Annotated in this window: 21 protein-coding genes; 13 read left to right on the forward strand and 8 right to left on the reverse strand. The window is 61.5% G+C overall.

The annotated features are described in order from the left end of the window. Positions 1-22: 22 nt before the first annotated feature. From carB to carA, 4 genes are read right to left on the reverse strand one after another with little or no spacing between them, the layout of a single operon-like run. Positions 23-3,358, reverse strand: coding sequence for a carbamoyl-phosphate synthase large subunit (carB, locus tag EP837_RS01900; protein WP_066524019.1), 3,336 nt, complete (start codon positions 3,356-3,358; stop codon positions 23-25). Continuing rightward, positions 3,358-3,582: a hypothetical protein gene (locus EP837_RS01905; RefSeq protein ID WP_066524022.1), complete on the reverse strand. Its 225-nt coding sequence runs from the start codon at positions 3,580-3,582 to the stop codon at positions 3,358-3,360. Before EP837_RS01905 ends, carB begins: the two co-directional genes overlap by 1 nt. Positions 3,583-3,608: 26 nt before the next feature. After that, on the reverse strand, positions 3,609-3,977 hold the full coding sequence (locus EP837_RS01910; RefSeq protein ID WP_066524023.1) for a ribonuclease E inhibitor RraB: 369 nt from the start codon (positions 3,975-3,977) through the stop codon (positions 3,609-3,611). Beyond that, a complete protein-coding gene (gene carA, locus EP837_RS01915; protein ID WP_066528508.1) occupies positions 3,974-5,137 on the reverse strand; it encodes a glutamine-hydrolyzing carbamoyl-phosphate synthase small subunit in 1,164 nt (387 codons plus the stop codon). The genes EP837_RS01910 and carA overlap by 4 nt, the downstream gene beginning before the upstream one ends. 154 nt (positions 5,138-5,291) lie before the next feature. On the opposite strand from carA, the gene EP837_RS01920 reads away from it, so the two are divergent. From EP837_RS01920 to EP837_RS01960, 9 genes are all read left to right on the forward strand, one after another. Then, a complete protein-coding gene (locus EP837_RS01920) occupies positions 5,292-5,744 on the forward strand; it encodes a GatB/YqeY domain-containing protein (protein WP_066524024.1) in 453 nt (150 codons plus the stop codon). 63 nt (positions 5,745-5,807) lie between these two features. After that, complete coding sequence (locus tag EP837_RS01925; RefSeq protein ID WP_066524025.1) at positions 5,808-6,218, forward strand: endonuclease domain-containing protein; 411 nt, start codon at positions 5,808-5,810, stop codon at positions 6,216-6,218. Continuing rightward, complete coding sequence (dnaG, locus tag EP837_RS01930) at positions 6,215-8,113, forward strand: DNA primase (RefSeq protein ID WP_066524026.1); 1,899 nt, start codon at positions 6,215-6,217, stop codon at positions 8,111-8,113. Before EP837_RS01925 ends, dnaG begins: the two co-directional genes overlap by 4 nt. Before the next feature lie 37 nt (positions 8,114-8,150). Beyond that, complete coding sequence (gene rpoD / locus EP837_RS01935) at positions 8,151-10,196, forward strand: RNA polymerase sigma factor RpoD (protein WP_066524028.1); 2,046 nt, start codon at positions 8,151-8,153, stop codon at positions 10,194-10,196. Positions 10,197-10,337: 141 nt separating this feature from the next. Further along, positions 10,338-11,018 (forward strand): DUF6975 family protein, encoded by a 681-nt coding sequence (locus EP837_RS01940; RefSeq protein ID WP_066528516.1) that lies wholly within the window; start codon positions 10,338-10,340, stop codon positions 11,016-11,018. A gap of 70 nt (positions 11,019-11,088) precedes the next feature. After that, a complete protein-coding gene (locus EP837_RS01945; RefSeq protein ID WP_066524029.1) occupies positions 11,089-11,934 on the forward strand; it encodes an AAA family ATPase in 846 nt (281 codons plus the stop codon). Between the two features lie 67 nt (positions 11,935-12,001). Continuing rightward, positions 12,002-12,415 (forward strand): GFA family protein, encoded by a 414-nt coding sequence (locus EP837_RS01950; protein WP_066524031.1) that lies wholly within the window; start codon positions 12,002-12,004, stop codon positions 12,413-12,415. Positions 12,416-12,508: 93 nt separating this feature from the next. After that, a complete protein-coding gene (locus EP837_RS01955) occupies positions 12,509-13,534 on the forward strand; it encodes a hypothetical protein (protein ID WP_066528518.1) in 1,026 nt (341 codons plus the stop codon). 269 nt (positions 13,535-13,803) lie between these two features. Beyond that, entirely contained in the window at positions 13,804-14,721 is a 918-nt protein-coding gene (locus EP837_RS01960; RefSeq protein ID WP_082919640.1) for a DUF817 domain-containing protein, read from the forward strand. Here the strand turns inward: EP837_RS01960 and EP837_RS01965 are convergent. Then, positions 14,647-16,053, reverse strand: coding sequence for a methyl-accepting chemotaxis protein (locus EP837_RS01965; RefSeq protein WP_066524033.1), 1,407 nt, complete (start codon positions 16,051-16,053; stop codon positions 14,647-14,649). The two genes, EP837_RS01960 and EP837_RS01965, sit on opposite strands and share 75 nt — an antisense overlap. Before the next feature lie 104 nt (positions 16,054-16,157). Between EP837_RS01965 and EP837_RS01970 the strand changes: the two genes are divergently transcribed. Next, a complete protein-coding gene (locus EP837_RS01970; protein ID WP_066528521.1) occupies positions 16,158-17,333 on the forward strand; it encodes a vWA domain-containing protein in 1,176 nt (391 codons plus the stop codon). A 7-nt stretch (positions 17,334-17,340) separates the two neighbouring features. Here the strand turns inward: EP837_RS01970 and EP837_RS01975 are convergent, their stop codons facing one another. Continuing rightward, entirely contained in the window at positions 17,341-18,429 is a 1,089-nt protein-coding gene (locus EP837_RS01975) for an anhydro-N-acetylmuramic acid kinase (RefSeq protein ID WP_066524035.1), read from the reverse strand. Positions 18,430-18,555: 126 nt separating this feature from the next. Here EP837_RS01975 and tyrS point away from each other — a divergent pair, with 126 nt between their 5' ends. Both tyrS and EP837_RS01985 read left to right on the forward strand, forming a co-directional pair. Beyond that, the gene (gene tyrS / locus EP837_RS01980; RefSeq protein WP_066524037.1) at positions 18,556-19,773 is read left to right on the forward strand and encodes a tyrosine--tRNA ligase; all 1,218 of its coding nucleotides are present in this window, start codon (positions 18,556-18,558) and stop codon (positions 19,771-19,773) included. 75 nt (positions 19,774-19,848) lie between these two features. Beyond that, on the forward strand, positions 19,849-20,202 hold the full coding sequence (locus EP837_RS01985) for a PilZ domain-containing protein (protein WP_066524038.1): 354 nt from the start codon (positions 19,849-19,851) through the stop codon (positions 20,200-20,202). Here the strand turns inward: EP837_RS01985 and EP837_RS01990 are convergent. Further along, entirely contained in the window at positions 20,168-21,265 is a 1,098-nt protein-coding gene (locus EP837_RS01990) for a mechanosensitive ion channel family protein (RefSeq protein WP_066524039.1), read from the reverse strand. The genes EP837_RS01985 and EP837_RS01990 overlap by 35 nt on opposite strands. A gap of 190 nt (positions 21,266-21,455) precedes the next feature. Beyond that, a complete protein-coding gene (gene recG / locus EP837_RS01995; protein ID WP_066524040.1) occupies positions 21,456-23,519 on the reverse strand; it encodes an ATP-dependent DNA helicase RecG in 2,064 nt (687 codons plus the stop codon). Positions 23,520-23,604: 85 nt separating this feature from the next. Here recG and EP837_RS02000 point away from each other — a divergent pair, with 85 nt between their 5' ends. Then, entirely contained in the window at positions 23,605-23,874 is a 270-nt protein-coding gene (locus EP837_RS02000; RefSeq protein WP_066528526.1) for an FAD assembly factor SdhE, read from the forward strand. The last annotated feature ends 36 nt before the right edge of the window (positions 23,875-23,910 follow it).

Consider the following 23,910-nt stretch of genomic DNA (forward strand, 5'->3'; position numbering starts at 1 on the left):
GCATGGTTCCTGATGCAGGGGGTCAGGCTTGCGGCCTTGGATAATAGGACTGCAACGACCGTACTTCAAGGGCGTGGCCGCGCAGCGCCTCAATCGCATCCGCTGCCGCCACGCTGGCCGCGGCGGTAGTGAAGCTCGCCACCTTAGCCCGCAGGGCGCTGGTGCGGATGGCCTTACTGTCCTTTAGCGACTGCCAGCCTTCCGTCGTGTTGACGATCAGATCGATGTCGCCATCGGTGATCTTGTCCACGATATGCGGACGGCCTTCGGCCACCTTGTTCACCAATTGCACCGAGACGCCCTGCTCTTCCAGATAGCGGGCGGTGCCGCCGGTCGCGATGATGGTGAAGCCCAGAGCCGCCATCTTTTGCACGGCGGGCAGCACCACCGGCTTGTCACTATCCTTGACCGACACGAACACCGTGCCACTTTTGGGCAGAATGGTGCCGGCGCCAAGTTGTGCCTTGGCGAAGGCGGTCGCGAAGTCACTGTCGATGCCCATGACTTCGCCGGTGCTCTTCATTTCCGGCGATAATACGGGATCGACGCCGGGGAAGCGGGCGAAGGGGAAGACCGCTTCCTTGACCGCGATGTGTGAAATCGCATTACGATCGATCTTCGGCAGATCCTTCAGCTTCTCGCCCGCCATGACGCGGCTGGCGATCTTGGCGATAGGCGTGCCGATCGCTTTGGCGACGAAGGGCACTGTGCGGCTAGCGCGCGGGTTCACCTCGATCAGGTAAACCACGCCGTCCTTGACCGCGAATTGAATATTCATGAGACCCCGCACCGACAGCGCACGGGCTAGAACATCGGCTTGACGCTCGATTTCGGCGATGACCTCATCGGAAAGGCTGTAGGGTGGCAGGGAGCAGGCGCTATCACCGGAGTGCACGCCAGCCTCTTCGATATGTTGGAGGACCCCTGCAACCACGACATCATCACCATCGCAGAGCGCGTCCACGTCCACTTCGACCGCGTCGCGCAGATACTGATCGATCAGCACAGGCGAGTCACCCGACACCTGCACGGCGGTGGCGATATATTCTTCCAACTGCGCCTGGCCATCGACAATCTCCATGGCGCGGCCGCCAAGGACATAGGATGGGCGCATCAGCACCGGATAGCCGATGCGGTTGGCGACCGCGATCGCCTCTTCCCGACTGCGGGCAATGCCGTTGGCTGGCTGCTTAAGTCTGAGCTTGTCGATCAGCGCGGCGAACCGTTCACGGTCTTCGGCCAGATCGATGGCGTCGGGCGACGTGCCCAGGATCGGGATGCCCGCATCCTCCAGCGCCTGTGCGAGCTTGAGCGGCGTCTGGCCGCCGAACTGGACGATGACGCCCGCCAGCGTGCCGTTCGACATTTCGACGCTAAGGATCTCGAGGACGTCCTCGGCGGTTAGCGGTTCGAAATAGAGACGGTCGGACGTGTCATAATCGGTGGACACGGTTTCCGGGTTGCAATTGATCATGATCGTCTCGAAGCCAGCTTCGCTGAGCGCGAAGCAGGCGTGGACGCAGCAATAGTCGAACTCGATGCCCTGGCCAATCCTGTTGGGGCCGCCACCGAGGATGACGACTTTCTTCCGGTCACTGGGCTGCGCCTCGTTCTCCGGCTCACCGAAGATCGGAGCCTCATAGGTCGAATACATATAAGGCGTCTTCGCCTCGAACTCGGCCGCGCAGGTGTCGATGCGTTTGAAGACGGGGCGGATGCCCAGCCTATGACGGAGCGCGCGAACCTCATCCTCGGTGACGCCGCCGGTCATCGCCTTGACCGCTTCGTGGATCAAACCGGAACCACGCGCGATGCCGCGCTCCATGCCGCGCAGATTAGCGGACTTGAGCGCGAGGTAAGCGAGGCGCTTGTCGGCAAAACCCATAGCCTTCAGGCGGCGCATGCCCTCCGCGTCCTGCGGCAGACCGTTGCTGAGGATTTCCGCCTCGGCGTCAATGATCTCCTTGATGCGCTCCAGAAACCATGGATCATACTTCGCCACGGCATGGACTTCTGCAACCGTCAGTCCTTCCCGCAGAGCTTGGGCAGCGACCAGCAAGCGATCCGGAGTTGGTTGAGCGAGCGCTGCGATGATGTCGTCTTTCGGCGCGCCGACCAGATGTTCGACCTCATTGAAACCGCACAGCCCCGTTTCAAGGCCGCGAAGGGCCTTCTGCATGGATTCATGAATGTTGCGGCCGATCGCCATCACTTCGCCCACCGACTTCATCGCGGTGCCGAGCAGCGGTTCAGAGCCCTTGAACTTCTCGAAGGCGAAGCGCGGGATTTTCGTTACGACATAGTCGATGGTCGGTTCGAAGCTGGCGGGCGTCGCGCCGGTGATGTCGTTCTCAATCTCGTCCAGCGTGTAGCCTATGGCGAGTTTCGCCGCGACCTTGGCGATGGGGAAGCCGGTCGCCTTCGACGCCAGCGCCGAGGAGCGAGATACGCGCGGGTTCATCTCGATGACGACCAAGCGGCCGTCTTTCGGGTTGACGGCGAACTGGACGTTGGAGCCGCCGGTCTCAACGCCGATCTCACGCAGCACCGCGATGCTCGCGTTGCGCATGATCTGATATTCCTTGTCGGTCAGCGTCAGCGCCGGCGCGACGGTGATGGAGTCGCCGGTATGGACGCCCATCGGATCGACATTTTCAATCGAGCAAATGATGATGGCATTGTCATTCCGATCCCGGACGACCTCCATCTCATATTCCTTCCAGCCGAGGAGCGATTCCTCGATCAGGACTTCGGTGGTCGGCGAGGCGTCGAGCCCTTCGGCTACGATCCGCTTGAACTCTTCCTTGTTGTAGGCGACGCCGCCGCCGGTGCCACCGAGCGTGAAGCTGGGGCGAATGATCGAGGGAAGGCCGGTGAACTCCAGCCCCTCCAGCGCCTCTTCCATCGTATGGGCGATGCGCGAGCGGGCCGATTCCAGCCCAATCTTGTCCATCGCGTCGCGGAACTTCAGGCGGTCCTCGGCCTTGTCGATGGCTTCGGCATCCGCGCCGATCATTTTGACGCCATATTTCTCCAGCGTGCCGTCATTGAACAGCGCCAGCGCCGTGTTGAGAGCCGTCTGGCCACCCATGGTCGGCAGCACCGCGTCGGGGCGCTCCTTCTCGATGATCTTCGCCACGATTTCGGGCGTGATCGGCTCGACATAGGTCGCGTCGGCAAATTCCGGGTCGGTCATGATGGTGGCTGGGTTGGAATTCACCAGAATGATGCGATAGCCCTCTTCCCTGAGCGCCTTCACCGCCTGCGTGCCCGAATAGTCGAACTCGCAAGCCTGGCCGATGATGATCGGGCCAGCGCCGATGATGAGGATGGAGGAGATGTCGGTGCGTTTGGGCATTAGAAGTGACTTTTCCCGAGCTGGACCAGCTTTTCAAAAGCGGCTTTATCTAAGCGGATTGTTTGCGACAGCTTGCCAGGAATTTCTCGGCCTGGCCGCCCGTAAGTATCAATTTGGATGAGCTTCTCTCGACCGCAATCGACCAACCGAACGATCGTTTCGACCTCTTCATGAGGCCGAGCATTTTCTAGATGCTCAACAGTAAAGTCGCGCACTGTAGCCATCGCTCAGTTCCCCCACCGTTGCTTCATCAATGCACAGCCCCCGTCCGGGCCTCGCAACCCCAGCCGTCATATTCGACGCCGCACAGGATTTCGATCTGGAGGCACTTCTTCGTCAGCGCGCGGATGGACGCTTTGTCGACCGCCTGCTCGGTTTCGAGGAACAGGTAGAGATCGCCATCCTCATCCTCTTCGCGGTCGAGTTCGACAAAGCCGAACTGACTGGCGATGGTCAGCACGCGTTCGAAATCCTTCTCGCTTCCCCGGAAGCTGACATCGACCGGGCGCGGGATGCGCGGCTTGTCGCCATTCTCGGTGAGATTGGCGAGAACGGCCTTGTCCGCCTCCCACTCCGCTTCGAGCCGGGCGGGATCAACCTGAGGCAGATTGAGGCTCACTTCAGCCCTTCGACGAAGCGCTGGAACAGGTAGAAGCTGTCCTGAGGGCCGGGCGATGCTTCCGGGTGATACTGAACAGAAAATGCTTTCTTATCAGTTAGTTCTATGCCGCAGTTGCTGCCATCAAAGAGCGACACATGGGTCGGCTTGACATTTTCAGGCAGCGTGTCGCTATCGACCGCGAAGCCGTGGTTCATCGAGGTGATCTCGACAAGGCCGTCTGAGAGCCGCTTGACGGGGTGATTGGCGCCGCGATGGCCCTGGTGCATCTTCACGGTCTTGGCGCCGGCAGCGAGCGCCAGCATCTGGTGGCCGAGGCAGATGCCGAAGACCGGCAGGTCGGCCTCCAAAACCTGCCTGATGACGGGCACGGCATATTCGCCGGTCGCGGCCGGGTCGCCGGGGCCGTTGGACAGGAAGACGCCGTCGGGCTTCTGCTCCCTCACCTGCTCATAGGTAGCGGTGGCGGGCAGCACGGTGACTCGGGCGCCAGCCTTCACCAGGTTACGAAAGATGTTGTTCTTCGCGCCATAATCGATCGCGACGACATGAGGGCGTTCATCGCCCGCTTCGCCCAGGCCATAGCCATGACCGAGCTTCCAGACGCCGTCCTTCCACAGGCGGCTTTCCTTGCCGGTGACTTCAATGGCGAGGTCCATGCCCTCAAGACCGGGCCAACTGTCGGCCTTGTCAGCCAGCGTAGCGAGGTCGAAATTGCCGTCCGGGTCATGGGCGATCACAACATTGGGCGCGCCCTTGAGGCGGATCATGCGCGTCAGTGCGCGGGTATCGACGCCCGAGAGGCCGATGCGGCCATGTTCCTTCATCCACTGGTCGAACGGCTCGACATTGCGGAAGTTGCTGGGCGCGGTGACGTCCTCGCGGACTATGCAGCCCAGCGCATGCGGGGCATCCGCCTCCACATCGTCGACATTGGTGCCGACATTACCGATATGGGGGAAGGTGAAATTGATGATCTGACCCGCGTAGGAGGGATCGGTCATAATCTCCTGATAGCCAGTGATCGAGGTGTTGAAGCAAAGCTCGCCCACCGCATCGCCGACCGAGCCGAAGCCGCGTCCAAACACCGCGCTGCCGTCAGCAAAAACCAATACCCCTGTCGCTCCTTTGGGCACGGTGAGGGTCTTGGCATCAGCCATGGTCGTAGCGTCCTTCATGTTTTTGCGGGAACCCGTCTGCAGCGGGTTAAACGGCCGGTCACCTATGCCTTGAGCCCCGCGCGGTCAACCGCTGTTAAAAATCTCTTTTCGCATTATATCTGGCTTTTTCCCGTAGCACAGGATTCGTGTCGCCATGATTCGCGAGAAGGTAAAGAGCGCCCAGGTCGAAGCCATGAAGGGCGGGGACAAGGAACGCCTGGCCGCGGTGCGGCTGATCCTCGCCAAGCTGAAGGACCGGGACATCGAGTTGCGGACCACCAGCAGCGTGCCTGATGACGACACGATCGTGGTCGAGGTGCTGCAGAAGATGGCCAAGCAGCGGCGCGAATCGATCGACATGTTCAAGAGTGGCGGACGCGACGAGTTGGCCGCGAAGGAACAGGCGGAATTGGTGGTTATCGAGAGCTTCCTGCCGCAGCAGCTGAGCGAGGATGAGACCAAGGCGGCCATTGACGCCATCAAGGCTGAGGTTGGGGCGAGCAGCGTCAAGGATATGGGGAAGGTCATGGCCGTGCTGAAGGAACGGCATGGGGCTGTGATTGACATGAGCAAGGCTAGCGGGCTGGTGAAAGCGGCGCTGTCCTAAAGCTGCGATACGGTTCCCCTGCCGCCTTGCGTGAGGGATCAGGGGAGGGCATGTTCAAGATCAATGGACAAAGGCTATGCCCGCCCTACCCTCCGCGCACGCCCCCTCCGCAACAATGCGACCGATGCGGAGCGCGTTCTGTGGCAAGCGATCAGCGCGCGCAAACTAGCCGGCATTCGGTTTAATCGGCAGGTTCCAGTAGGCCCGTTCATCTGTGATTTCGTAGCACGATCGATCCGGCCCGTGATTGAAGTTGATGGCTGGCAGCATGATGCGTCCGTCGATGCAGGCCGGACAGCGTTTCTAAAGCAACGCGGGTATAGAGTGTTGCGCTTCTGGAATAATGATGTGCTGGGGAATTTGGATGGGGTTGTGGCCGAGATTGAGCGCGTCATTTCCCGGATGATGGCACACATCCCCTCCCCCAACCCCTCCCGCGAGCGGGAGGGGAGCTTTTGTGGTGAGGGGACATGAGCCTTTCCCCCGCCTTCCTTGACGAGCTGCGTATGCGGACATCCCTGTCCACCCTGATCGGGCGGACGGTGAAGGTCACCAAAGCGGGGCGGGAGTATAAGGCTTGCTGTCCTTTTCATAATGAGAAGACGCCCAGCTTCACCATCAATGATGAGAAGGGCTTTTATCATTGCTTCGGCTGCGGAGCGCATGGGGATGCGATCCGGTGGATGACCGATCAGCGCGGCTTGCCGTTCATGGAGGCCGTGAAGGAACTTGCTGCGACGGCGGGAATGGATGTGCCCGCGCCCGATCCGCATATGGCGAAACGGGCGGAGAAGGCGAAGGGCCTGCATGACGTCATGGTGGCAGCGCAAGCCTTGTTCGAAGAGCAGCTTGGCGGGATCGAAGGCGCTGAAGCCCGGGATTACCTGAAGCGGCGCGGGATCAGCGAAGCCACTCGGCGAGCCTTTGGCTTTGGCTATTCCGCGGATTCCAATGGAAAGCTGAAAGGCGCGCTAACCGAGTTTGGCGAGCCTATGCTGATCGAGGCCGGATTGCTGATCGATCCGGATGCGAGCGAGGGTGAAAAGGCGCGAAAGCGCGAAAGCTATGACCGGTTCCGGGGGCGGCTCATGCTGCCGATCCGCGATATTCGGGGGCGAGTGATCGCCTTTGGCGGGCGCATATTGGGCCAGGGCGAACCCAAATATCTGAACTCGCCGGACACGCCGCTCTTCGACAAGGGACGGACGCTTTACAATATCGATCGCGCCTCCCCCGCCAGTCGCCAGAGCGGACGGGTGATCGTGGTCGAGGGCTATATGGACGTGATAGCGCTGGCCCAGGCTGGTTTCGGCGAAGCCGTCGCGCCGCTCGGCACGGCTCTCACCGAGCATCAGATCCAGCGACTGTGGAAGATGGTGGACGTGCCGATCCTTTGCTTCGACGGGGATGCAGCGGGTCAGAAGGCGGCGATCCGGGCGGCGACGCGGGCGCTGCCGCTGCTACGGCCTGGGATGAGCCTGGCTTTTGCGACGCTCCCGGCTGGGCAAGACCCCGACGACCTGATCCGGGCCGAAGGACCGGTAGCGATGGAGAAGGTGTTGAGTGTTGCTGAACCGCTGGTCGAGCGGTTGTGGGCCCATGAACAGAATGCGGTGCCGCTGGATACGCCCGAGCAGCGAGCGGCCTTAAAACAGCGGCTGGGCGCTATCACGGACGCCATCGCGCATCCCGATGTACGGGCGCATTATGTGCAGATATTCCGCCAGCGTTACGATGCCCTGTTCTTTGCGCGGCAAGCTTCGGGCGGCGGCCCCCGGCATCAGCGAGGCGGCGGCGCTCGTCAGGGGTGGCAGCGTGACCGGCGGGGCAATTGGAAGCCTCCCCTGCCCCCGGTTGGCAGCGAAGCGCGGGCGATCGGGGTGAGCGGCATGGAGCAGCGGCTGCTGCGCGCGGTACTCGCAAGCCTGCTGCGCCATCCGGAGCAGATCATGCTGCATCGGGAGATGCTGTCAGCACTGCATATCGGCGATTCGGCCTTGGCCGGACTGCTGCGCGCGATGGTGACGGCTTCCTTCACGCAAGAAACAGTTGAAACCGAGGGCCTCCTTACCATATTGGGCCAAGGTGAAGTGTATAATATGGCGAAGGGGATGCTCCGGGCCGACACGTTCACATTCACCCCCAACAGGATGACCGCCGACTCGAGTCGCGTTTCGCGCGATCTGGAGGAGGCTATCCGGGTGATGGCGCAAGGACCGGAGTTGGAGACGGCGCTGGCGGAAGCCACCAGACGGGCAAAGGAAGACCTCAACGAGGAGACCTTTGCCGAGCAGCAGCGGGTTCATCGGATGAAGATGGATCATGACCGGCGCTTGGCGGAACTGGCGCAGTCCGAAGATATTGTTTGATTCGTCCCAATCGGGACGGCGGAGTTAAGGCGAATAAATGGCGAGCAAGGCGACAGGCAAGGGTGCGGGCGAGGATGTGGATACCGGCGATGCGCCGCTCCTTGATCTGAACGAGGCGTCGGTCAAGAAGCTGATCGCGCGTGCGAAGAAGCGCGGCTACATCACCTATGACGAGCTGAACGACGCCCTGCCGCAGGACCAGATGTCTTCCGAGCAGATTGAGGACATCATGGCCGCGCTCAACGAGATGGGCGTGAACATCGTCGAAAATGAAGAAGCCAGTGAAGATGGCGACGATCAGCGCGACGACAGCGATGACGACGCAGCGGACGACAGCGCCGATGATGACGGTTCGCCTCGCCCCGTAGCCGAGAAGAAGAAAGAAACGGTCGATCGCACCGATGACCCTGTGCGCATGTATCTGCGCGAAATGGGTGCGGTCGAGCTGCTGAGCCGTGAGGGCGAAATCGCCATCGCCAAGCGCATTGAGGCCGGGCGCGACACGATGATTCTGGGCCTGTGCGAAAGCCCGACAACCTTCAACGCGATCATCGAATGGTCGACCGCGCTCAATAATGGCGAGATGCAGCTGCGCGAGATCCTGGATCTCGACGCGATGCTCTCCAAGGATCCGGCTCCGGAGAATCTGGAGGAAGGCGCCGAGGATGATGATGGCGAAATCAGCGAGAAGACCGCTGGGCCCAGCTTCAAGGAAGAGGAGGAGCCCGAGGAAGAGGCGGCCGATTCCGACGAGGATGAGGACGGCCTGACCGAGCGCCGGACCCGCCGGGTGGAAGAGGAAGAGGAAGAAGACAACACCCTCTCCCTCGCCCAGATGGAAGAGACCCTGAAGCCGATGGCGCTGGAGAAATTCGCGACCATCACGGAGATTTTCCGCACCTTCTCGCGCGCGCAGGAATCGCGCATGGCGGCCATGGCCAATGGCGAGGCGCTAAGCCAAGCGGCGGAGGACGACTATCAGGACCTGCGCGAGCAGCTGACCGCGGAAGTCGAAAGCGTTCAGTTCCACCAGCAGAAGATCGAATATCTGGTCGATCAGCTTTATGCCTATAACCGGCGCCTGACCGCGCTGGGCGGCCAGATGCTGCGCCTGGCCGAGCGGCACAAGGTGAGCCGCAAGGATTTCCTCGACCGCTATGTGAACCATGAACTGGACGATGGCTGGATGGACAAGGTGTCCGGCATCGACAAGAAATGGGCGGCCTTTGCCGCAGCCGAGGCACGCGCCGTCGAGCGCATCCGCAATGAGGTGAGCGAGATCGCGCAGGCGACCGGCATGTCGCTGAATGAATTCCGCCGCATCGTCAACATGGTGCAAAAGGGCGAGCGCGAGGCGCGCATCGCGAAGAAGGAAATGGTCGAGGCGAACCTGCGCCTGGTCATCTCCATCGCTAAAAAATATACGAACCGTGGCTTGCAATTCCTTGATCTTATTCAGGAAGGCAATATCGGCCTGATGAAGGCTGTCGATAAGTTCGAATATCGGCGCGGCTATAAATTCTCGACCTATGCGACCTGGTGGATCCGGCAGGCGATCACCCGTTCGATTGCGGATCAGGCGCGGACCATCCGCATTCCGGTCCATATGATCGAGACGATCAACAAGCTGGTGCGCACCAGCCGCCAGTTCCTGCACGAGCAGGGCCGCGAGCCGACTCCGGAGGAAATGGCCGAGCGCCTTTCCATGCCGCTGGAGAAGGTGCGCAAGGTGATGAAGATCGCCAAGGAGCCGATCTCCCTCGAAACGCCGATCGGCGATGAGGAGGATTCACATCTGGGCGATTTCATCGAGGACAAGAATGCGATCATCCCGGTGGATGCCGCGATCCAAGCGAACCTCAAGGAAACCGTGACGCGGGTTCTGGCTTCGCTGACACCGCGCGAGGAACGTGTGCTGCGCATGCGCTTCGGCATCGGCATGAACACCGACCATACGCTGGAGGAGGTGGGCCAGCAGTTCAGCGTGACGCGCGAACGTATCCGCCAGATCGAGGCAAAGGCTCTGCGCAAGCTGAAGCATCCGAGCCGCAGCCGCAAGATGCGCAGCTTCCTGGACCAATAGGGGCTCTGGCGCGGCGAAACGATAGGGAGGACGGCTTTCGGGCCGCCATTTTTTTTGAGCGCATAAACCCCTCTTTTACCTCGCTTCCCTATAGTGCGCAAAACGGCCGCAATGGCGCTGGCGGCCGCGCAGGGGTTGACGATGAACGAAGCAGCAGCACGCCTGGGGACAGGCGACATATCTCAGGTGATCGAGGCGCTTGTCGCAGCCGACGGGACGGATGGTCATGCCCATGCCAGCAGCGCGCGGGCGGGGATCGGCCGCGACGCAGTGTTGACGCTGGCAGATCTGGCCGATGCCGCGCACTATCTTTGCCTGCTGCATGGCCGCCATCCTGGCGTGATCGATCATGCCGCGACGCGATCGGCAGACAATGGGGCTAGGGCGTGGCTAGTGCAGGCTGCTGACGCCTTTGCGCGGGAGCGGGCGTATTTGACGCAAGTGACAGTGGCGGTGGGGCCGGTGCCCAGCACAGCCGGGCAAAGTGATTGCGAGGCGATTGTCAGTCAGCAGCGCCATGCGCTGGACATGCTGGCGCAATCGGACCGACGAGGCTGCGCGATGGGCGCTGCGATCGCGCTGTTGCTGGACTGGCGAGCGGTGCGCCACATATTGGAAATGGCGGGGATCCGCGTTGGGGTGGAACCCCACGCATGCGACCTGCCCGATCGGGCCGCGACCTTCAATGTCGCGCGCGCCATCGGCGGAGACGATGCGACGGATCGAGCGATCCAGTTCGGTGCGCGCCAGTTGCTGAGCCAGCAGCGCGGCTTGTGGGACCTGTTGCAGGCGCGGGCCGAAATAAGGCGGCAGAAGCGATAGGAATAAACGCATTGCGGCGCTGGTTCGCTTTCCCTAGGTCGAAGACAGGACAGGAAAGCGAAGCAGGCTCATGCGGTTTGAAGGTACGGAAGATTATGTCGCAACCGACGACCTGAAGGTCGCGGTCAACGCTGCGGTGCTGCTGCGCCGCCCGCTGCTGGTGAAGGGTGAGCCGGGCACCGGCAAGACGGTGCTGGCGCAGGAAATCGCCAAGGCGCTCAATGCTCCGCTGATCGAATGGAACGTCAAATCGACGACGAAGGCGCATCAAGGGCTGTATGAATATGACGCGGTGGCGCGCCTGCGCGACGGGCAACTGGGCGACCCGCGGGTTCATGAGATCAGCAATTATATCCGCAAAGGCAAGCTGTGGGAGGCGTTCACCTCCCCTACCCTGCCGGTCCTGCTGATCGACGAGATCGACAAGGCGGATATCGAGTTCCCCAACGACCTATTGCAGGAACTCGATCGCATGGCGTTTCATGTTTATGAGACGGGTGAGACGGTCGCGGCCCAGGAAAGGCCTGTGGTTGTCATCACGTCGAACAATGAGAAGGAATTGCCCGACGCGTTCCTGCGGCGCTGCTTCTTCCATTATATCAAGTTTCCTGACCGGGAGACGATGCAGGCGATCATCGATGTGCATTTCCCAGGCATCCAGAAGATATTGGTGAACCGCGCGCTCGAGATTTTCTACGAGATCCGGGATGTGCCGGGGCTCAAGAAAAAGCCGTCTACGAGCGAATTGTTGGACTGGTTGAAGCTGCTGCTCAACGAGGACATGCCGCTTGACGTTCTGCAGGAGCGTGATCCGACAAAGGCCATCCCGCCGCTGCATGGTGCGCTGCTGAAGAATGAGCAGGACATCATGATGTTCGAGCGGCTGGCCTTTATGGCTCGGCGGCAGGGGCGTTAGTTTGTAACCTGCCCCCTCCCCTAGCCCCTCGCGCCAGCGGGAGGGGAAGCTGGAAGGAGAATTTTCGATGACCCATCAAGCCGGATGCCTGTGCCGGGCGGTGGGGATCGGCATTGAGGCCGAGCCGCTGGCGGCGCGGATGTGCTGGTGCAGGCTGTGCCAATATCTGGGCGGCGGATCGGCAACGGTCAATGTCTGCTTCCCTGCCGAGAACGTGCAGACGCAAGGCGAGGTGCGGTGGCATGAGAGCGTTGCCGACAGTGGCAACCGTATGCGGCGCGGTTTCTGCCTGGAATGCGGGACGCCGCTGTTCAGCATCGCCGAATCGCGGCCCCATCTTATATTCATACGAGCAGGCGCGCTGGACGATCCCGGCCTGATTGGACCAGAGGCGGTTATCTGGACCAGCGCCGCACCCGATTGGGCGCATCTGGACCCGAACCTGCCCCATTATCCGGCGCAAATTCCGCCGGTCGCGTAAAAGCAGGCTTGCCTACTGCCTGCAATTCGGCTCAACTTTCCTGACATATATTTCAAAGCCGCGACAAGACGGCGTGAAATGGGAAGGATGCCGATGTTCAAGCCTGTCTTGTCCCTGTTGCCGGTTCTGCTGATCGCGTCAGCGCCCGCGCTGGCCGATGCTGTCGAAGAGCATGAAGCCTGGTCGGCCAGCGACACGAGCCTGCGTGCTGACGCCGCGGGTATCAGCCTGCCGCAAACGATCGCGGGGCTGTCGCTCGCGAAGAGCGGTGAGGTTTCCAACGGCGGCAAGGGCATCGACAATTACGCGCAATATCTGTCCGAAGACGGAGCGATCCAAGCGACGGTCTATGTTTATTTACCGAGCTATGCCGACAGTTCGCTCGCGGCGCATATGACGGATCGCGCCATCATGGAGCGGTTCGGCACGAAAACCCGCCGCACCGCTTATGCAAGCGCGCCACTCGCCGGCCAGACGGGTCGAGCAATCCGAGCGGTTTATGAAGACGCCGCCGATGGCGCCCTGACCACGGCGGCTGGTTTCGCTCATGCCGGACGCTGGCTGGTGAAGCTGCGCGTTACCGGCCCTACGGAACGGCGCAAAGAAGTCCTGGCAGGATTGGACAGCATGCTGAACGGGCTACGTTTCGATGATCCGGGCAGCGTAAAGCCGATAGCCCCAGCCCGTTTCGCGGCTTGCCCGACGCAGGACGGGACAGACGCAAAGCTTACCGCTCAGGCGCCCGCGGCTGCCGCGGATGCTGCTCCTCTGATCGAGGGGCGCGCTTCTTTCTGCATTCGCGGGCAGGTGCGGACGGCGGAAGGCAGCTACGACGTGCTGCAACAGCGCGATGTGGCGAATGGCGCGGTGATCGTTCCGGTCGATGATGCCGGGACCGTGATGACCTTCGATCCCGCGGCGGCGGGCAAGGGTTATCAGCTATCGATCCATTCGATCGGCCAGACGCAGCTTTTCGGGGTTTATGATCGGGTGCCGAGTTCACGCCAGATAGCTGAGATACTGGGTGGCAAGGATCCGCAAACAGCCCAGGCGCGGACGACCGCGCATTATGCCGCCAGTGGTGAAGTTATCATGCGGCATGCTGGGGCGGCGCAGTAAGGGATAGTTCCCGACCCTTCGACGTAGTTCAGGGCAGCTTTACTCCGAGCGAAAGCTGGCGGGCGGGCGGGTGCCATTGCCGTTCCGGCTTCATTTTGGCTATGGCATCCCCGGTCATTTGCGTCGTTTCTCATCTCCATGAACTTGTCGAAGGGCGTTCTTTTCTTCAGGTGAATGAAGGGTCGTTCGACCTACCTGCTTGCAGCAGGCGCTCAGGACAGGCTTTGCCAGGCTCAGCCCGAACCGGGGAGATGGTTTTGGAACCCGCCATGATCGACCACGCCAACGCCACACGGTTTGGGCGGGTTCGCACACATTTGGAGGCAGTGCGGATCGCAGCCGGGCTGCGGGCTTGGCTCTATGAATTTCTACTGTTCGGGTTCAAGCAGGGCTGGGCCTGCCTGTTCGGCGCCCTGATGCTGGCGCTGCTGCTCGGCACTCATCTTTTCTACCCGGCAGATGCACCGCTGCACCGATATGATTTCCTGACGCTGGCGGCGGTCCTCATTCAGCTTACGATGCTGGCGTTGCGCCTGGAAACGCCCCGTGAGGCGATTGTCATTTGCGCCTTTCACCTGATCGGCACGGTTATGGAACTGTTTAAAACGCAGGCGGGATCATGGATTTATCCGGAACAGAGCCTGCTGCATGTAGGCGCAGTGCCTCTATTTTCCGGCTTCATGTATGCGGCGGTCGGCAGCTATATCGCGCGCATCTGGCGCATCTTCAGCTTTTCCTTCAGCGGCTATCCGCCCATGTGGACGACCGCCCTCCTGGCTGGGGCGATCTATGTCAATTTCTTCGCCCATCACTGGTTGCCCGATGTCAGGATCGCCCTGTTCACCGCCGCCATAGCAATATTCTGGCGCAGCTGGATTTGGTTCACGCCCTGGTATGAGGTACGGCGCATGCCTTTGCTGTTGGGTTTTCTGCTGGTCGCGCTCTTCATCTGGTTTGCGGAGAATATCGGGACGTTCGCCAACGCCTGGAATTATCCCGATCAGCACCATGGGTGGCAGATGGTGAGCCTGCCCAAGCTCGGCTCCTGGTATCTGCTGATCATCATATCCTTTGTGCTGGTGTCGTTGATCCATGGGATCAGGCGTATGAGATCAGATGAGATAGCCGACCTCATACAGACCCCAGCGGCGTCCGTTGAACAGCAAGGGCACGAAAACGCTGCGTAGTGCGCGATAGCGGCCCTCCCCCAGATCCTGCCGGTAGGTGAAGAGGAAGAAGTCGCCGTCCCCGTCCAGGGCGCGGCGGGTCTGGCTGTCCATGAAAATCTGCCGGTTACGGGCATGTTCCATGTTCCAGTTACGTGCGCCCTCACGCTGAGGGTGGCTGCGCGCGGTGATGTGCGTCGGAAGATAACCGTTCATGTCGATAAGGCAGCAGCCGACGATCGCTTCATCCTGCGCCGTGCGCCGGTCCAGCACCGGCCGAACAGCACGATCCGCAAAAGCCGTGAGGCCATTTTCATATTGCGGCGGATCTGACGCCAGGATCGGGCGATAATTAGCGTCAAACAGGGCTGAGGGAGACAATTCGCCTGATTGCAGCGCAGCTTCGATCAGGCGCGAAATCTCTTCCGCGCCTTCTTCCGCATAAGCGATATAGCGGCTGTTGCGCGTGCGATGGCCGCCATGGGCGGCGGTGTTGAGCATGTCGTTCGCCATGCCTTCGAGCTGTTCGAGCTGCACCTTCGCCACTTCGACCCGGCCGGCGCTTTCGGCGGCGGACTGGCTGAAGCTCGTAAGGCCCTGGCGCAGCGCCCCGACATCGGCGTCGGCTTCGTCGGTGCAGGTGACGATCGCATTGGACCGATCGCCAAATTGGGTCACCAGGGACGCGATTTCGGCCATGGTGACGCTCAACGTGTCGATATGCGCGCTGACGTGGCGACCGCGCACGATATTGGCTTCGACGCCGCTGATGAGGTGGCGAGCGTCCCGATCGAGCTGGCCAAGCTTGTCGCCGACCGACGCCGCCGAATCGCCCGCCTGCCCCGCGAGACGGCGGATTTCGTCTGCGACTACGGCAAATCCTTGCGTTGCTTCTCCGCCGCGAGCCGCCTCGATGGCGGCATTTACCCCGAGGAGCCGGGTCTGGCGGGCAATGGCGCCGAGCTGATCGGAGATGCCCCCTACTGCTTCGATGACATCGAGAAACTGGCGGAGGCGGCCCTCCAACCCCGTGACATGTTCGACCAGCCCGGCGACCTGCGCCAGAGATTGGGTGATCGCCTCATGCCCCTCGGCGATGATGCGGGCCGCACGGCGGGAGGTGAGGCTAAGCTCCTGTGCAGCGACGACACTTTCATTCTGACTGCCTGCGAGGGCCTCCATGTTGGATTGGAGTTGGCTGAGCAGTACCGAGTCGGCCTGAATGCGGCGCGTCAATTCTCCCAAGAAGCCAGCAGTTTCGCTGCACTGCAGCGCTATGTCCCCCGACCGCTCGCCCAAGTCCGTCAACAAATGCCCGTTTTCCAATGGTTGTTCGCCCCCACGACCCGTCATGGATACTGCCCTATTAACGATGCAATGCAACACTTAACATTCCCTCAACCAAGCGGAGGGTGGGTCTTGCATCCGCAACCCTGCTGGCGGAGAAGGACGCCGTCATGATGTTAAATTTCCTTGATGCGCTCCGCGCGGCCGGCATCCCGGTCGGCATAAAGGAGCATCTGCTGCTGCTGGAAGCGCTGGACCGCGATGTGATTGGGCAGCGGCCGGAGGAATTCTATTATCTCGCCCGCGCGACCTATGTGAAGGATGAGGGTCTGATCGATCGCTTTGATCAGGTCTTTGCGAAGGTCTTCAAGGGCGTGCTTGGCGCGGAGGGCGTTGAGGCAGAAATTCCGGAGGAATGGCTGCGCCTGGTCGCCGAGAAATATCTGAGCGCCGAGGAGATGGAAAAGATCAAGTCCTTGGGCAGCTGGGACGAGATCATGGAGACGCTAAAAAAGCGGCTGGAGGAGCAGAAAGGCCGTCATCAGGGCGGCAACAAGTGGATCGGGACCGGCGGGACGTCGCCCTTTGGTTATGGCGGCTATAATCCGGAGGGCGTTCGGATCGGCGGCGAGAGTCGGCACAAGCGCGCGATCAAGGTGTGGGAAAAGCGTGAGTTCCAGAATCTGGACAGCAGCAAGGAGTTGGGCACGCGAAACATCAAGGTGGCGTTGCGGCGGCTGCGACGCTTTGCGCGGGAGGGCGCGGCGGAGGAGCTTGACCTGGAGGGCACCATTCGCGGCACCGCGCGGCAGGGCTGGCTGGATATCCGCATGCGGCCGGAGCGGCACAATGCGGTCAAGCTGCTGCTGTTCCTCGACGTGGGCGGATCGATGGACCCGTTTATCCGGCTATGCGAAGAGCTGTTTTCAGCGGCCACCAGCGAATTCAAGAATATGGAGTTCTTCTACTTCCACAACTGCCTCTATGAAGGGGTGTGGAAGGATAATAACCGCCGCTTTTCAGAGCGCATTCCTACCTGGGACATCCTGCACAAATATGGGCATGATTATAAGGTGATCTTTGTCGGGGACGCGGCGATGAGCCCCTATGAGATCAGCTATCCGGGCGGATCGGTCGAGCATATGAATGAGGAGCCCGGCGCTGTCTGGATGAGCCGCGTGCTGCATACCTATCCCGCGACGGTGTGGCTGAACCCCACGCCGCGCTCGCACTGGGATTACAGCCAGTCCACGCGCATGATCCGGGAAATCATGAGCGAGCGCATGTATCCGCTGACGCTGGAAGGCATTGACGACGGGATGCGCGAGTTGACGCGGAAGCGGTGATCCTGTCTCAGGCCGGTGGGTACAGGACACCGCCAGTCATCGGCTGCGGCGCGCCAGTGGTGCCGGGGAAACTGATAGGCAGCCCTTTCAAATGACGGACGGCCATATAGGCGAAGCCCTGCGCTTCCAGGGCGTCGCCGTCCCATCCGAGATCATCGACGGGGAGGACCGTTGCGCCCGTGTAGCTGGCGAGCATAGCCATGAGCGTGGCGTTATGGCGGCCGCCGCCGGCTACGTAAATGTGGGCCGGGCGTTGAGGCAGATGATCGAGGCCGCGAGCGAGGGCCCTCGCGGTGAAGGCGGTTAGGGTTGCGGCCCCGTCTTCCAGTGAAAGGCCGCTGACGGCGTCGATCGAGAAAGCCTCACGATCGATGCTTTTCGGCGGCGGGAGCTCGAACCAGGGGTCGGCGAGCATCTGATCGAGGCGGGCTTCATCGATGCGGCCGGTTCCGGCGGTTTCGCCATTTTCGTCGAAGCTGCGGTCGCTGTGGGTCTGCATCCAATTGTCTATGAGGCCGCTCGCCATACCGGTGTCGAAGGCGGTGATGTCGCCATCGGCTGCGATGGCGGTGATGTTGGCGACACCGCCCAGGTTTAGGACGGCGACCGGCTTGGGCAGGTCATGAGCGAGAGCGCGGTGATAGACCGGGAGCAGAGGAGCGCCCTGCCCCCCTGCAGCTACGTCGGCGCTGCGCAGGTCGCTCACTACTGGAATGCCGAAGGCTCCGGCCAGGGCAGCGCCGTCGCCGATCTGCCAGGTCCAGCGCCATTCGGGACGATGTGCGACAGTGTGGCCGTGGAAACCGATGACCGCGATGTCCTCTGCGATATGGCCGCTGCGCGCGAGCAGATCGGACACGGCCTCCACATGCAATTCGGTGAGTTCTTCTTCCACCGAATGGAGCAGCGGTTCGAAGCCCGGCTTGTCCATGGCCATGGCCCGCCGACAGGCTTCGGCAAGGCGAACACGGAACCCTTCCTGATAGGGCATCGCGTGGAAGCTGATCGCTTTGTTGACGCCCTCGCCGTCCGTTTCGATCAATGCCGCGTCTATGCCGTCGCGCGAAGTGCCCGACATGAGGCCGATTGCCAGCATTGTTCCTTCCTTCCGTTGGGGCTGTGCTTCTTTCGTCTTTAAAGAAGTGGAGGGCTTCGACAAGCTCAGCCCGAACGGAGGAGGGACTTTCCCGGCCCGCGACGCAATGCTAGAGGGCGCGGCATTATGACCAATTACCAGTCCGATCTGCTCCGTCTACTCGAAACGCGCGGCTACATCCATCAGCTGACCGATGCGGAGGGGCTCGATGCCCTGGCCGCCAAGCAGATCGTGCCGGGCTATATCGGTTTTGATCCCACAGCGCCTTCGCTGCATGTCGGGCATCTGGTGTCTATCATGATGCTGCGGCTACTGCAGAAGGCAGGACACAAGCCGATCGTCCTGATGGGCGGCGGCACCGGAAAGATTGGCGATCCGAGCTTCAAGGACGAAGCGCGCAAACTGCTGACCACCGACCTGATCGCGGAGAATGTCGCGAGCATCAAGCGCGTGTTCGAGCGGTTCCTGACCTTTGGAGACGGGCCGACCGACGCGATCATGCTTGATAATGCGGAGTGGCTCGACCGCCTGGAATATATCCCTTTCCTGCGGGACATCGGCCAGCATTTCTCGGTCAACCGGATGCTAAGCTTCGATTCGGTGAAGCTGCGGCTGGACCGGGAACAGTCGCTGAGCTTCCTCGAGTTCAATTACATGATCCTCCAGGCCTATGACTTTCTGGAGCTTTCGCGACGGTCGGCTTGCCGGTTGCAGATGGGCGGATCGGATCAGTGGGGCAATATCGTCAATGGCGTCGAACTGGCGCGGCGGGTTGATGGCACGCAGGTATTTGGCCTCACCACCCCGCTGCTGACCAACGCGGACGGCACCAAGATGGGCAAGACCGTGGGCGGTGCGGTGTGGCTGAACGAAGATCAGCTTTCCAACTACGACTATTGGCAGTTCTGGCGGAACACGGCGGATGCCGACGTGGCGAACCGCCTGCGGCTGTTCACCGATCTGCCGATGGACGAGGTGGAGCGGCTTGCTGCGTTGCACGGCGCGGAGATTAACGAGGCGAAGAAGATCCTGGCCAATGAGGCGACGGCGCTTTGCCGTGGCCCCGAGGCTGCTACTCTGGCGGCCGAGACGGCACGTAAGACGTTCGAGGAAGGCGCTTCCGACGCCAACCTGCCGACCATCAGCCTTGGCGCCGACGGGCTCAACATCGTTCAGGGCACAACCGCGCTCGGCTTTGCGGCATCCAACAAGGAAGTGCGGCGCAAACTTGCCGAAGGCGCGATTCGCGTGAATGGCGAAGTGGTGAGCGACCCCGCCCTGACGCTGAAGCCCGGTGACAAGCTGAGCTTCGGCGCAAAGAAACATGGGTTAGTAACTGCTTGAAATTATAGAGAGTTAAAGCGGCATTAGGCATGTCCGGCAAGGAAGGGGCGACTGTCCCGGACTTAAGCTTCGGACATGTCTTCGGTGCTCGCAAGCCTCGCCCAGGTCGCCCGTTTACGGGATCCTTCGATTAATCAGCGGCGCGCTCAGCGCGTGCTGGTCGATATGGTCAGCCATATCATGGCGCGAGGCCGAACCCATGGCGTCCGCGTCATCAATATTTCCGAACTGGGGCTGATGTGCCGCACCGATGCCGAGGTGTTCATCGGCGAGCGCGTTTCCGTGTGGCTACCGGTGATCAAGGATGTGGAGGCGGAGGTCCGCTGGGCCGAGGATGGCCGGGTCGGCATGGAATTTCGCGAACCCATCAAGCCGCGCATCTATGAGGCGATGCTTAGCCTGATCCCACCGCGCCAGACGGCCTGGTAAAGGCGTCCGCGAAACCCTCTGCCGCTTCGAGCCGCTGGCGTGAGCGCACCAGCGCTTCCGGCATTTCGGCGCGTAGAAAGAGCATCATCGCTTCGCGAACCTCACATCGCAGATCGAAGGCGAGGCCCGCATTGCGGGCGCTGAGCAGTCCCCTCAGTTCCAGCGCGTCGGCCCGATGATCGGTGACCTGCAAGATTGCGACGCGGCCATCCCAACGGCTGTTCGCCTTCACCGCTTCGACGAACTTCGCACGGATGCGTTCCACATCCGCTGACGGATCGACATAGAGGAAGACGGTGCCGAGCAGGTCGGACGTTCGGGTCGTCCAATTTTGGAAGGGCTTTTCTAGAAAATAGGAAACGGGGACGATCATCCGGCGATCGTCCCAGATGCGCACCACGACATAGGTGAGCTTGATATCTTCGATACGGCCCCACTCACCCTCCACGATGACGACATCATCGAGGCGGATGGGCTCGGAAAAAGCCATCTGGATGCCCGCGATGAGATTCTTGAGCGCGGGCTGAGCGGCGGCGCCTACGGCAAGTCCCACAAGACCCGCCGAAGCCATGAGAGTTACGCCCACCGTGCGGACGCCGGGGATCGCGATCAGCATGAGCGACAGGATCAGGAAGCCGATGATGAACTGCACCACTCGGTAGAGGATGCGGATGCGGGTATGTTGGCGACGGGCCTTGAGATTGTCTTCAACCGTGATGTCGCTGCGGCGTTCGAGAAGAACACGCATTACGCGCATGAGGGAGAAAATCAGCCAACCGGTGAGCAGGATGAACAGCATCTTCGAGGAGATCGACCAGATCGCCTCTATCCGCGGACTGAAGGTGAGTGGTTGAATCCCCGCAGCGAGCGTCATCAGGACGACGATCCAGCGGGTCGGATGATAGATGGCGGGCAGGATAATCGGCGCGATGCCGATGCGGCGAGCTACGCGGGTCGCGATCCAATATACCAGCCAGTGGAGCAGGAAGGCGGCGGCGACCGAAATGGCGATGGACATGGCCGCCATGGGGGTGACGTGATCGAGGCTGATGTCTGTGCGCATGACTTTGGCAACGAGGCGGCATGCGGGATGGTTTCGCAGGCATCTGTCGGTTTGGATGAGCCGTGCGTGGGGAACGTTGTCACCCTCCGCCTTACTGTCATTCCAAAGCTGGGATCTAAGTCATCCTCCCATCTCACCTCCCGAAATGCCAGCTTTCGCTGGCATGACGCGTAGAGTGGAGATGATCGGCTTATCCGCTGCGGAGCAGACCTACCGCTGCATCTCGTTCGAAAAGATAGAGGCACGTTCGAGCCGCTTCCCCCCTCGCCTCCGTGAGGCCGCCGTCGCGGTCGATGAGGAGGTGAGCGTCGTCCCGCGCCGCGTCGAGCAGGGTGGAGAGATGTTCCGGCGTGGCGATCTTCAACTGCTGCTCACCGGATTGGCGGGTGCCGAGGATTTCGCCGGCACCGCGCAGGCGCAGATCCTCTTCGGCTATGCGGAAGCCGTCATTGGTTTCGCGCATCAGGGCAAGACGCGCGCGCGAGGTTTCGGACAGGGCATTGCCGCGTAGCAAGAGGCAGACCGAATGGTTCTGGCCGCGCCCTACCCGGCCCCTTAGCTGGTGGAGCTGAGCTAGGCCGAAGCGGTCGGCGCCTTCGATAATGATGAGGCTGGAATTGGGCACATCGACGCCGACTTCGATCACGGTCGTGGCGACAAGGATCTGCGTCCGGTTGGTGGCGAAAGACTCCATCGCGGCGTCTTTTTCCGGGCCTTTCATGCGGCCGTGTACGAGACCGACGCGGTCGCCAAAGCGCATCTTGAGGTATTCGGCGCGCGCTTCGGCAGCAGCCTGGTCGCTGACTTCGCTTTCCTCCACCAGCGGGCAGACCCAATAGGCCTGACCGCCGCCCTCGACATGGCGGGCGAGTGCATCGACAACCTCATCCAGACGGTTGGCGGACATGACGACCGTCTGGATGGGCTGGCGGCCGGGGGGCATCTCGTCAAGGCGGGAAACGTCCATTTCGCCATAATAGGTGAGCGTCAGCGTGCGCGGGATTGGCGTTGCGGTCATTACCAGCAGATGAGGCGTGCGCTCGGCCTTGGCCGCCAGCATCATGCGCTGGGCGACACCGAAGCGATGTTGCTCGTCGATCACCGCGAGGGCGAGATTTTTGTAGCGGACGGCTTCCTGAAAGATGGCGTGGGTGCCGACGAGAATGTCGATGCTGCCGTCGGCGAGGCCCATAAGGGTGGATTCGCGCGCTCTGCCCTTTTCGCGGCCGGTAAGGATGGCGATGGTGACCGGCAGGCCGGAAGCCATCTTGCGAAGGGTTTCGTAGTGCTGGCGGGCAAGGATTTCGGTGGGCGCCAGAAGTGCACCTTGAGCGCCCGCCTCGACCGTGTTGAGGAGCGCCATCAGGGCAACGAGCGTCTTGCCCGAGCCGACATCGCCTTGGAGAAGGCGGAGCATGGGGACGGGTTGGACCATGTCGCCTTCAATCTCTCCGAAGGCGCAGCGCTGAGCGCCTGTCGGGGCGAAGGGAAGCTGGAGCATGGCGCGAAGGCGGCCGTCTCCGGCGATAGGGACGCCCTTGCGCTTGCGGGAGGATTGGCGAACCAGCATCAGTGCGAGTTGGCCGGCGAAGATCTCGTCATAGGCGAGGCGTTCGCGCGCCTTGGCATCGCTGGGGTCAGCGTGGATGCGGGTTAACGCGTCGCGCCATGCGGGCCAGCCTTTCCGCGCGAGCAGGCTAGGCTCAATCCATTCGGGAAGGTCGGGGGCGCGGGCGAGCGCCTGAGCAACGAGGTCGCGCAGGCGGTTGTTGGTGAGACCTTCGGAAAGGCCATAGACCGGCTCACGCGCGGGGATGGTGGCGGCTTCCTCCGGGGGCAAGACATAGTCGGGATGCACGATCTGGAGATTGTCGCCATAGGCCTCCAGCTTGCCGGAGATAAATTTGGGTTCGTTTAGCGGCAGCAGCTTGCGTGGCCAGGCACTGTTGCGACCGAAATAGACCAGCGCGACGATGTTGCCGTGCTTGTCCTGCGCGATGACCCGGAAGGGCGCACGGGCGCTGCCGGAGGCTCGATAGTCGGTGGGCGTCAATTCTATTCCGATAACGCGGCCGGAGTCGCTCAGCACCAGCTCGTCGACCATGCGGCGGTCGATGAAGCTGACCGGCAGGTGGAAGGCGACGTCCACGGCGCGGGCCAGCCCCAGCCGCTCCAACGGTTTGGCGAGCGCAGGGCCTACGCCCTTGAGCGCTTCGATTTCGGTGAAGAGTGGGTTGAGGATATTCGGGCGCATGTCTATCTGACGGCATCTAGCCCAGCCGGGACGATGCGCAAACATCCGATCGGCGATTTTGGCATGCCCGATCAAGGAACAAATTGTGAACGAAGATCCCCGTATCCGCCGCCTGCAATTCCGGGCCTGGCATCGCGGCATCAAGGAAGCCGATCTAGCCGTAGGGGGATTTTTCGATCGCTATCATACCGAGTGGAGCGAAGAGGAGATTCAGTGGTTCGAGCGGTTCATGGATGAGCAGGACGCGGACATCATGGCCTGGGCGATGGGGGTGCTGCCGGTGCCCCAGGAATGGCAGGGCGCAATGTGGGACAAGTTCGCCCAGTTGGATTTTGTGGAGATTGGGAAGACGTGACTTCCATGTCCCTCCCGCAAGCGGGAGGACAGCGAG

Source organism: Sphingobium sp. EP60837 (genome assembly GCF_001658005.1).
In the GTDB taxonomy this organism is placed as follows: domain Bacteria; phylum Pseudomonadota; class Alphaproteobacteria; order Sphingomonadales; family Sphingomonadaceae; genus Sphingobium; species Sphingobium tyrosinilyticum.

Bases quoted from the DNA above. Each gene is read 5' to 3' on its own strand.
- carB (WP_066524019.1), bottom strand. From the start codon at position 3,358: ATGCCCAAACGCACCGACATCTCCTCCATCCTCATCATCGGCGCTGGC.
- EP837_RS01905 (WP_066524022.1), bottom strand. From the start codon at position 3,582: ATGGCTACAGTGCGCGACTTTACTGTTGAGCATCTAGAAAATGCTCGG.
- carA (WP_066528508.1), bottom strand. From the start codon at position 5,137: ATGGCTGATGCCAAGACCCTCACCGTGCCCAAAGGAGCGACAGGGGTA.
- EP837_RS01920 (WP_066524024.1), top strand. From the start codon at position 5,292: ATGATTCGCGAGAAGGTAAAGAGCGCCCAGGTCGAAGCCATGAAGGGC.
- EP837_RS01925 (WP_066524025.1), top strand. From the start codon at position 5,808: ATGGACAAAGGCTATGCCCGCCCTACCCTCCGCGCACGCCCCCTCCGC.
- dnaG (WP_066524026.1), top strand. From the start codon at position 6,215: ATGAGCCTTTCCCCCGCCTTCCTTGACGAGCTGCGTATGCGGACATCC.
- rpoD (WP_066524028.1), top strand. From the start codon at position 8,151: ATGGCGAGCAAGGCGACAGGCAAGGGTGCGGGCGAGGATGTGGATACC.
- EP837_RS01940 (WP_066528516.1), top strand. From the start codon at position 10,338: ATGAACGAAGCAGCAGCACGCCTGGGGACAGGCGACATATCTCAGGTG.
- EP837_RS01945 (WP_066524029.1), top strand. From the start codon at position 11,089: ATGCGGTTTGAAGGTACGGAAGATTATGTCGCAACCGACGACCTGAAG.
- EP837_RS01950 (WP_066524031.1), top strand. From the start codon at position 12,002: ATGACCCATCAAGCCGGATGCCTGTGCCGGGCGGTGGGGATCGGCATT.
- EP837_RS01955 (WP_066528518.1), top strand. From the start codon at position 12,509: ATGTTCAAGCCTGTCTTGTCCCTGTTGCCGGTTCTGCTGATCGCGTCA.
- EP837_RS01960 (WP_082919640.1), top strand. From the start codon at position 13,804: ATGATCGACCACGCCAACGCCACACGGTTTGGGCGGGTTCGCACACAT.
- EP837_RS01965 (WP_066524033.1), bottom strand. From the start codon at position 16,053: ATGACGGGTCGTGGGGGCGAACAACCATTGGAAAACGGGCATTTGTTG.
- EP837_RS01970 (WP_066528521.1), top strand. From the start codon at position 16,158: ATGATGTTAAATTTCCTTGATGCGCTCCGCGCGGCCGGCATCCCGGTC.
- EP837_RS01975 (WP_066524035.1), bottom strand. From the start codon at position 18,429: ATGCTGGCAATCGGCCTCATGTCGGGCACTTCGCGCGACGGCATAGAC.
- tyrS (WP_066524037.1), top strand. From the start codon at position 18,556: ATGACCAATTACCAGTCCGATCTGCTCCGTCTACTCGAAACGCGCGGC.
- EP837_RS01985 (WP_066524038.1), top strand. From the start codon at position 19,849: ATGTCTTCGGTGCTCGCAAGCCTCGCCCAGGTCGCCCGTTTACGGGAT.
- EP837_RS01990 (WP_066524039.1), bottom strand. From the start codon at position 21,265: ATGCGCACAGACATCAGCCTCGATCACGTCACCCCCATGGCGGCCATG.
- recG (WP_066524040.1), bottom strand. From the start codon at position 23,519: ATGCGCCCGAATATCCTCAACCCACTCTTCACCGAAATCGAAGCGCTC.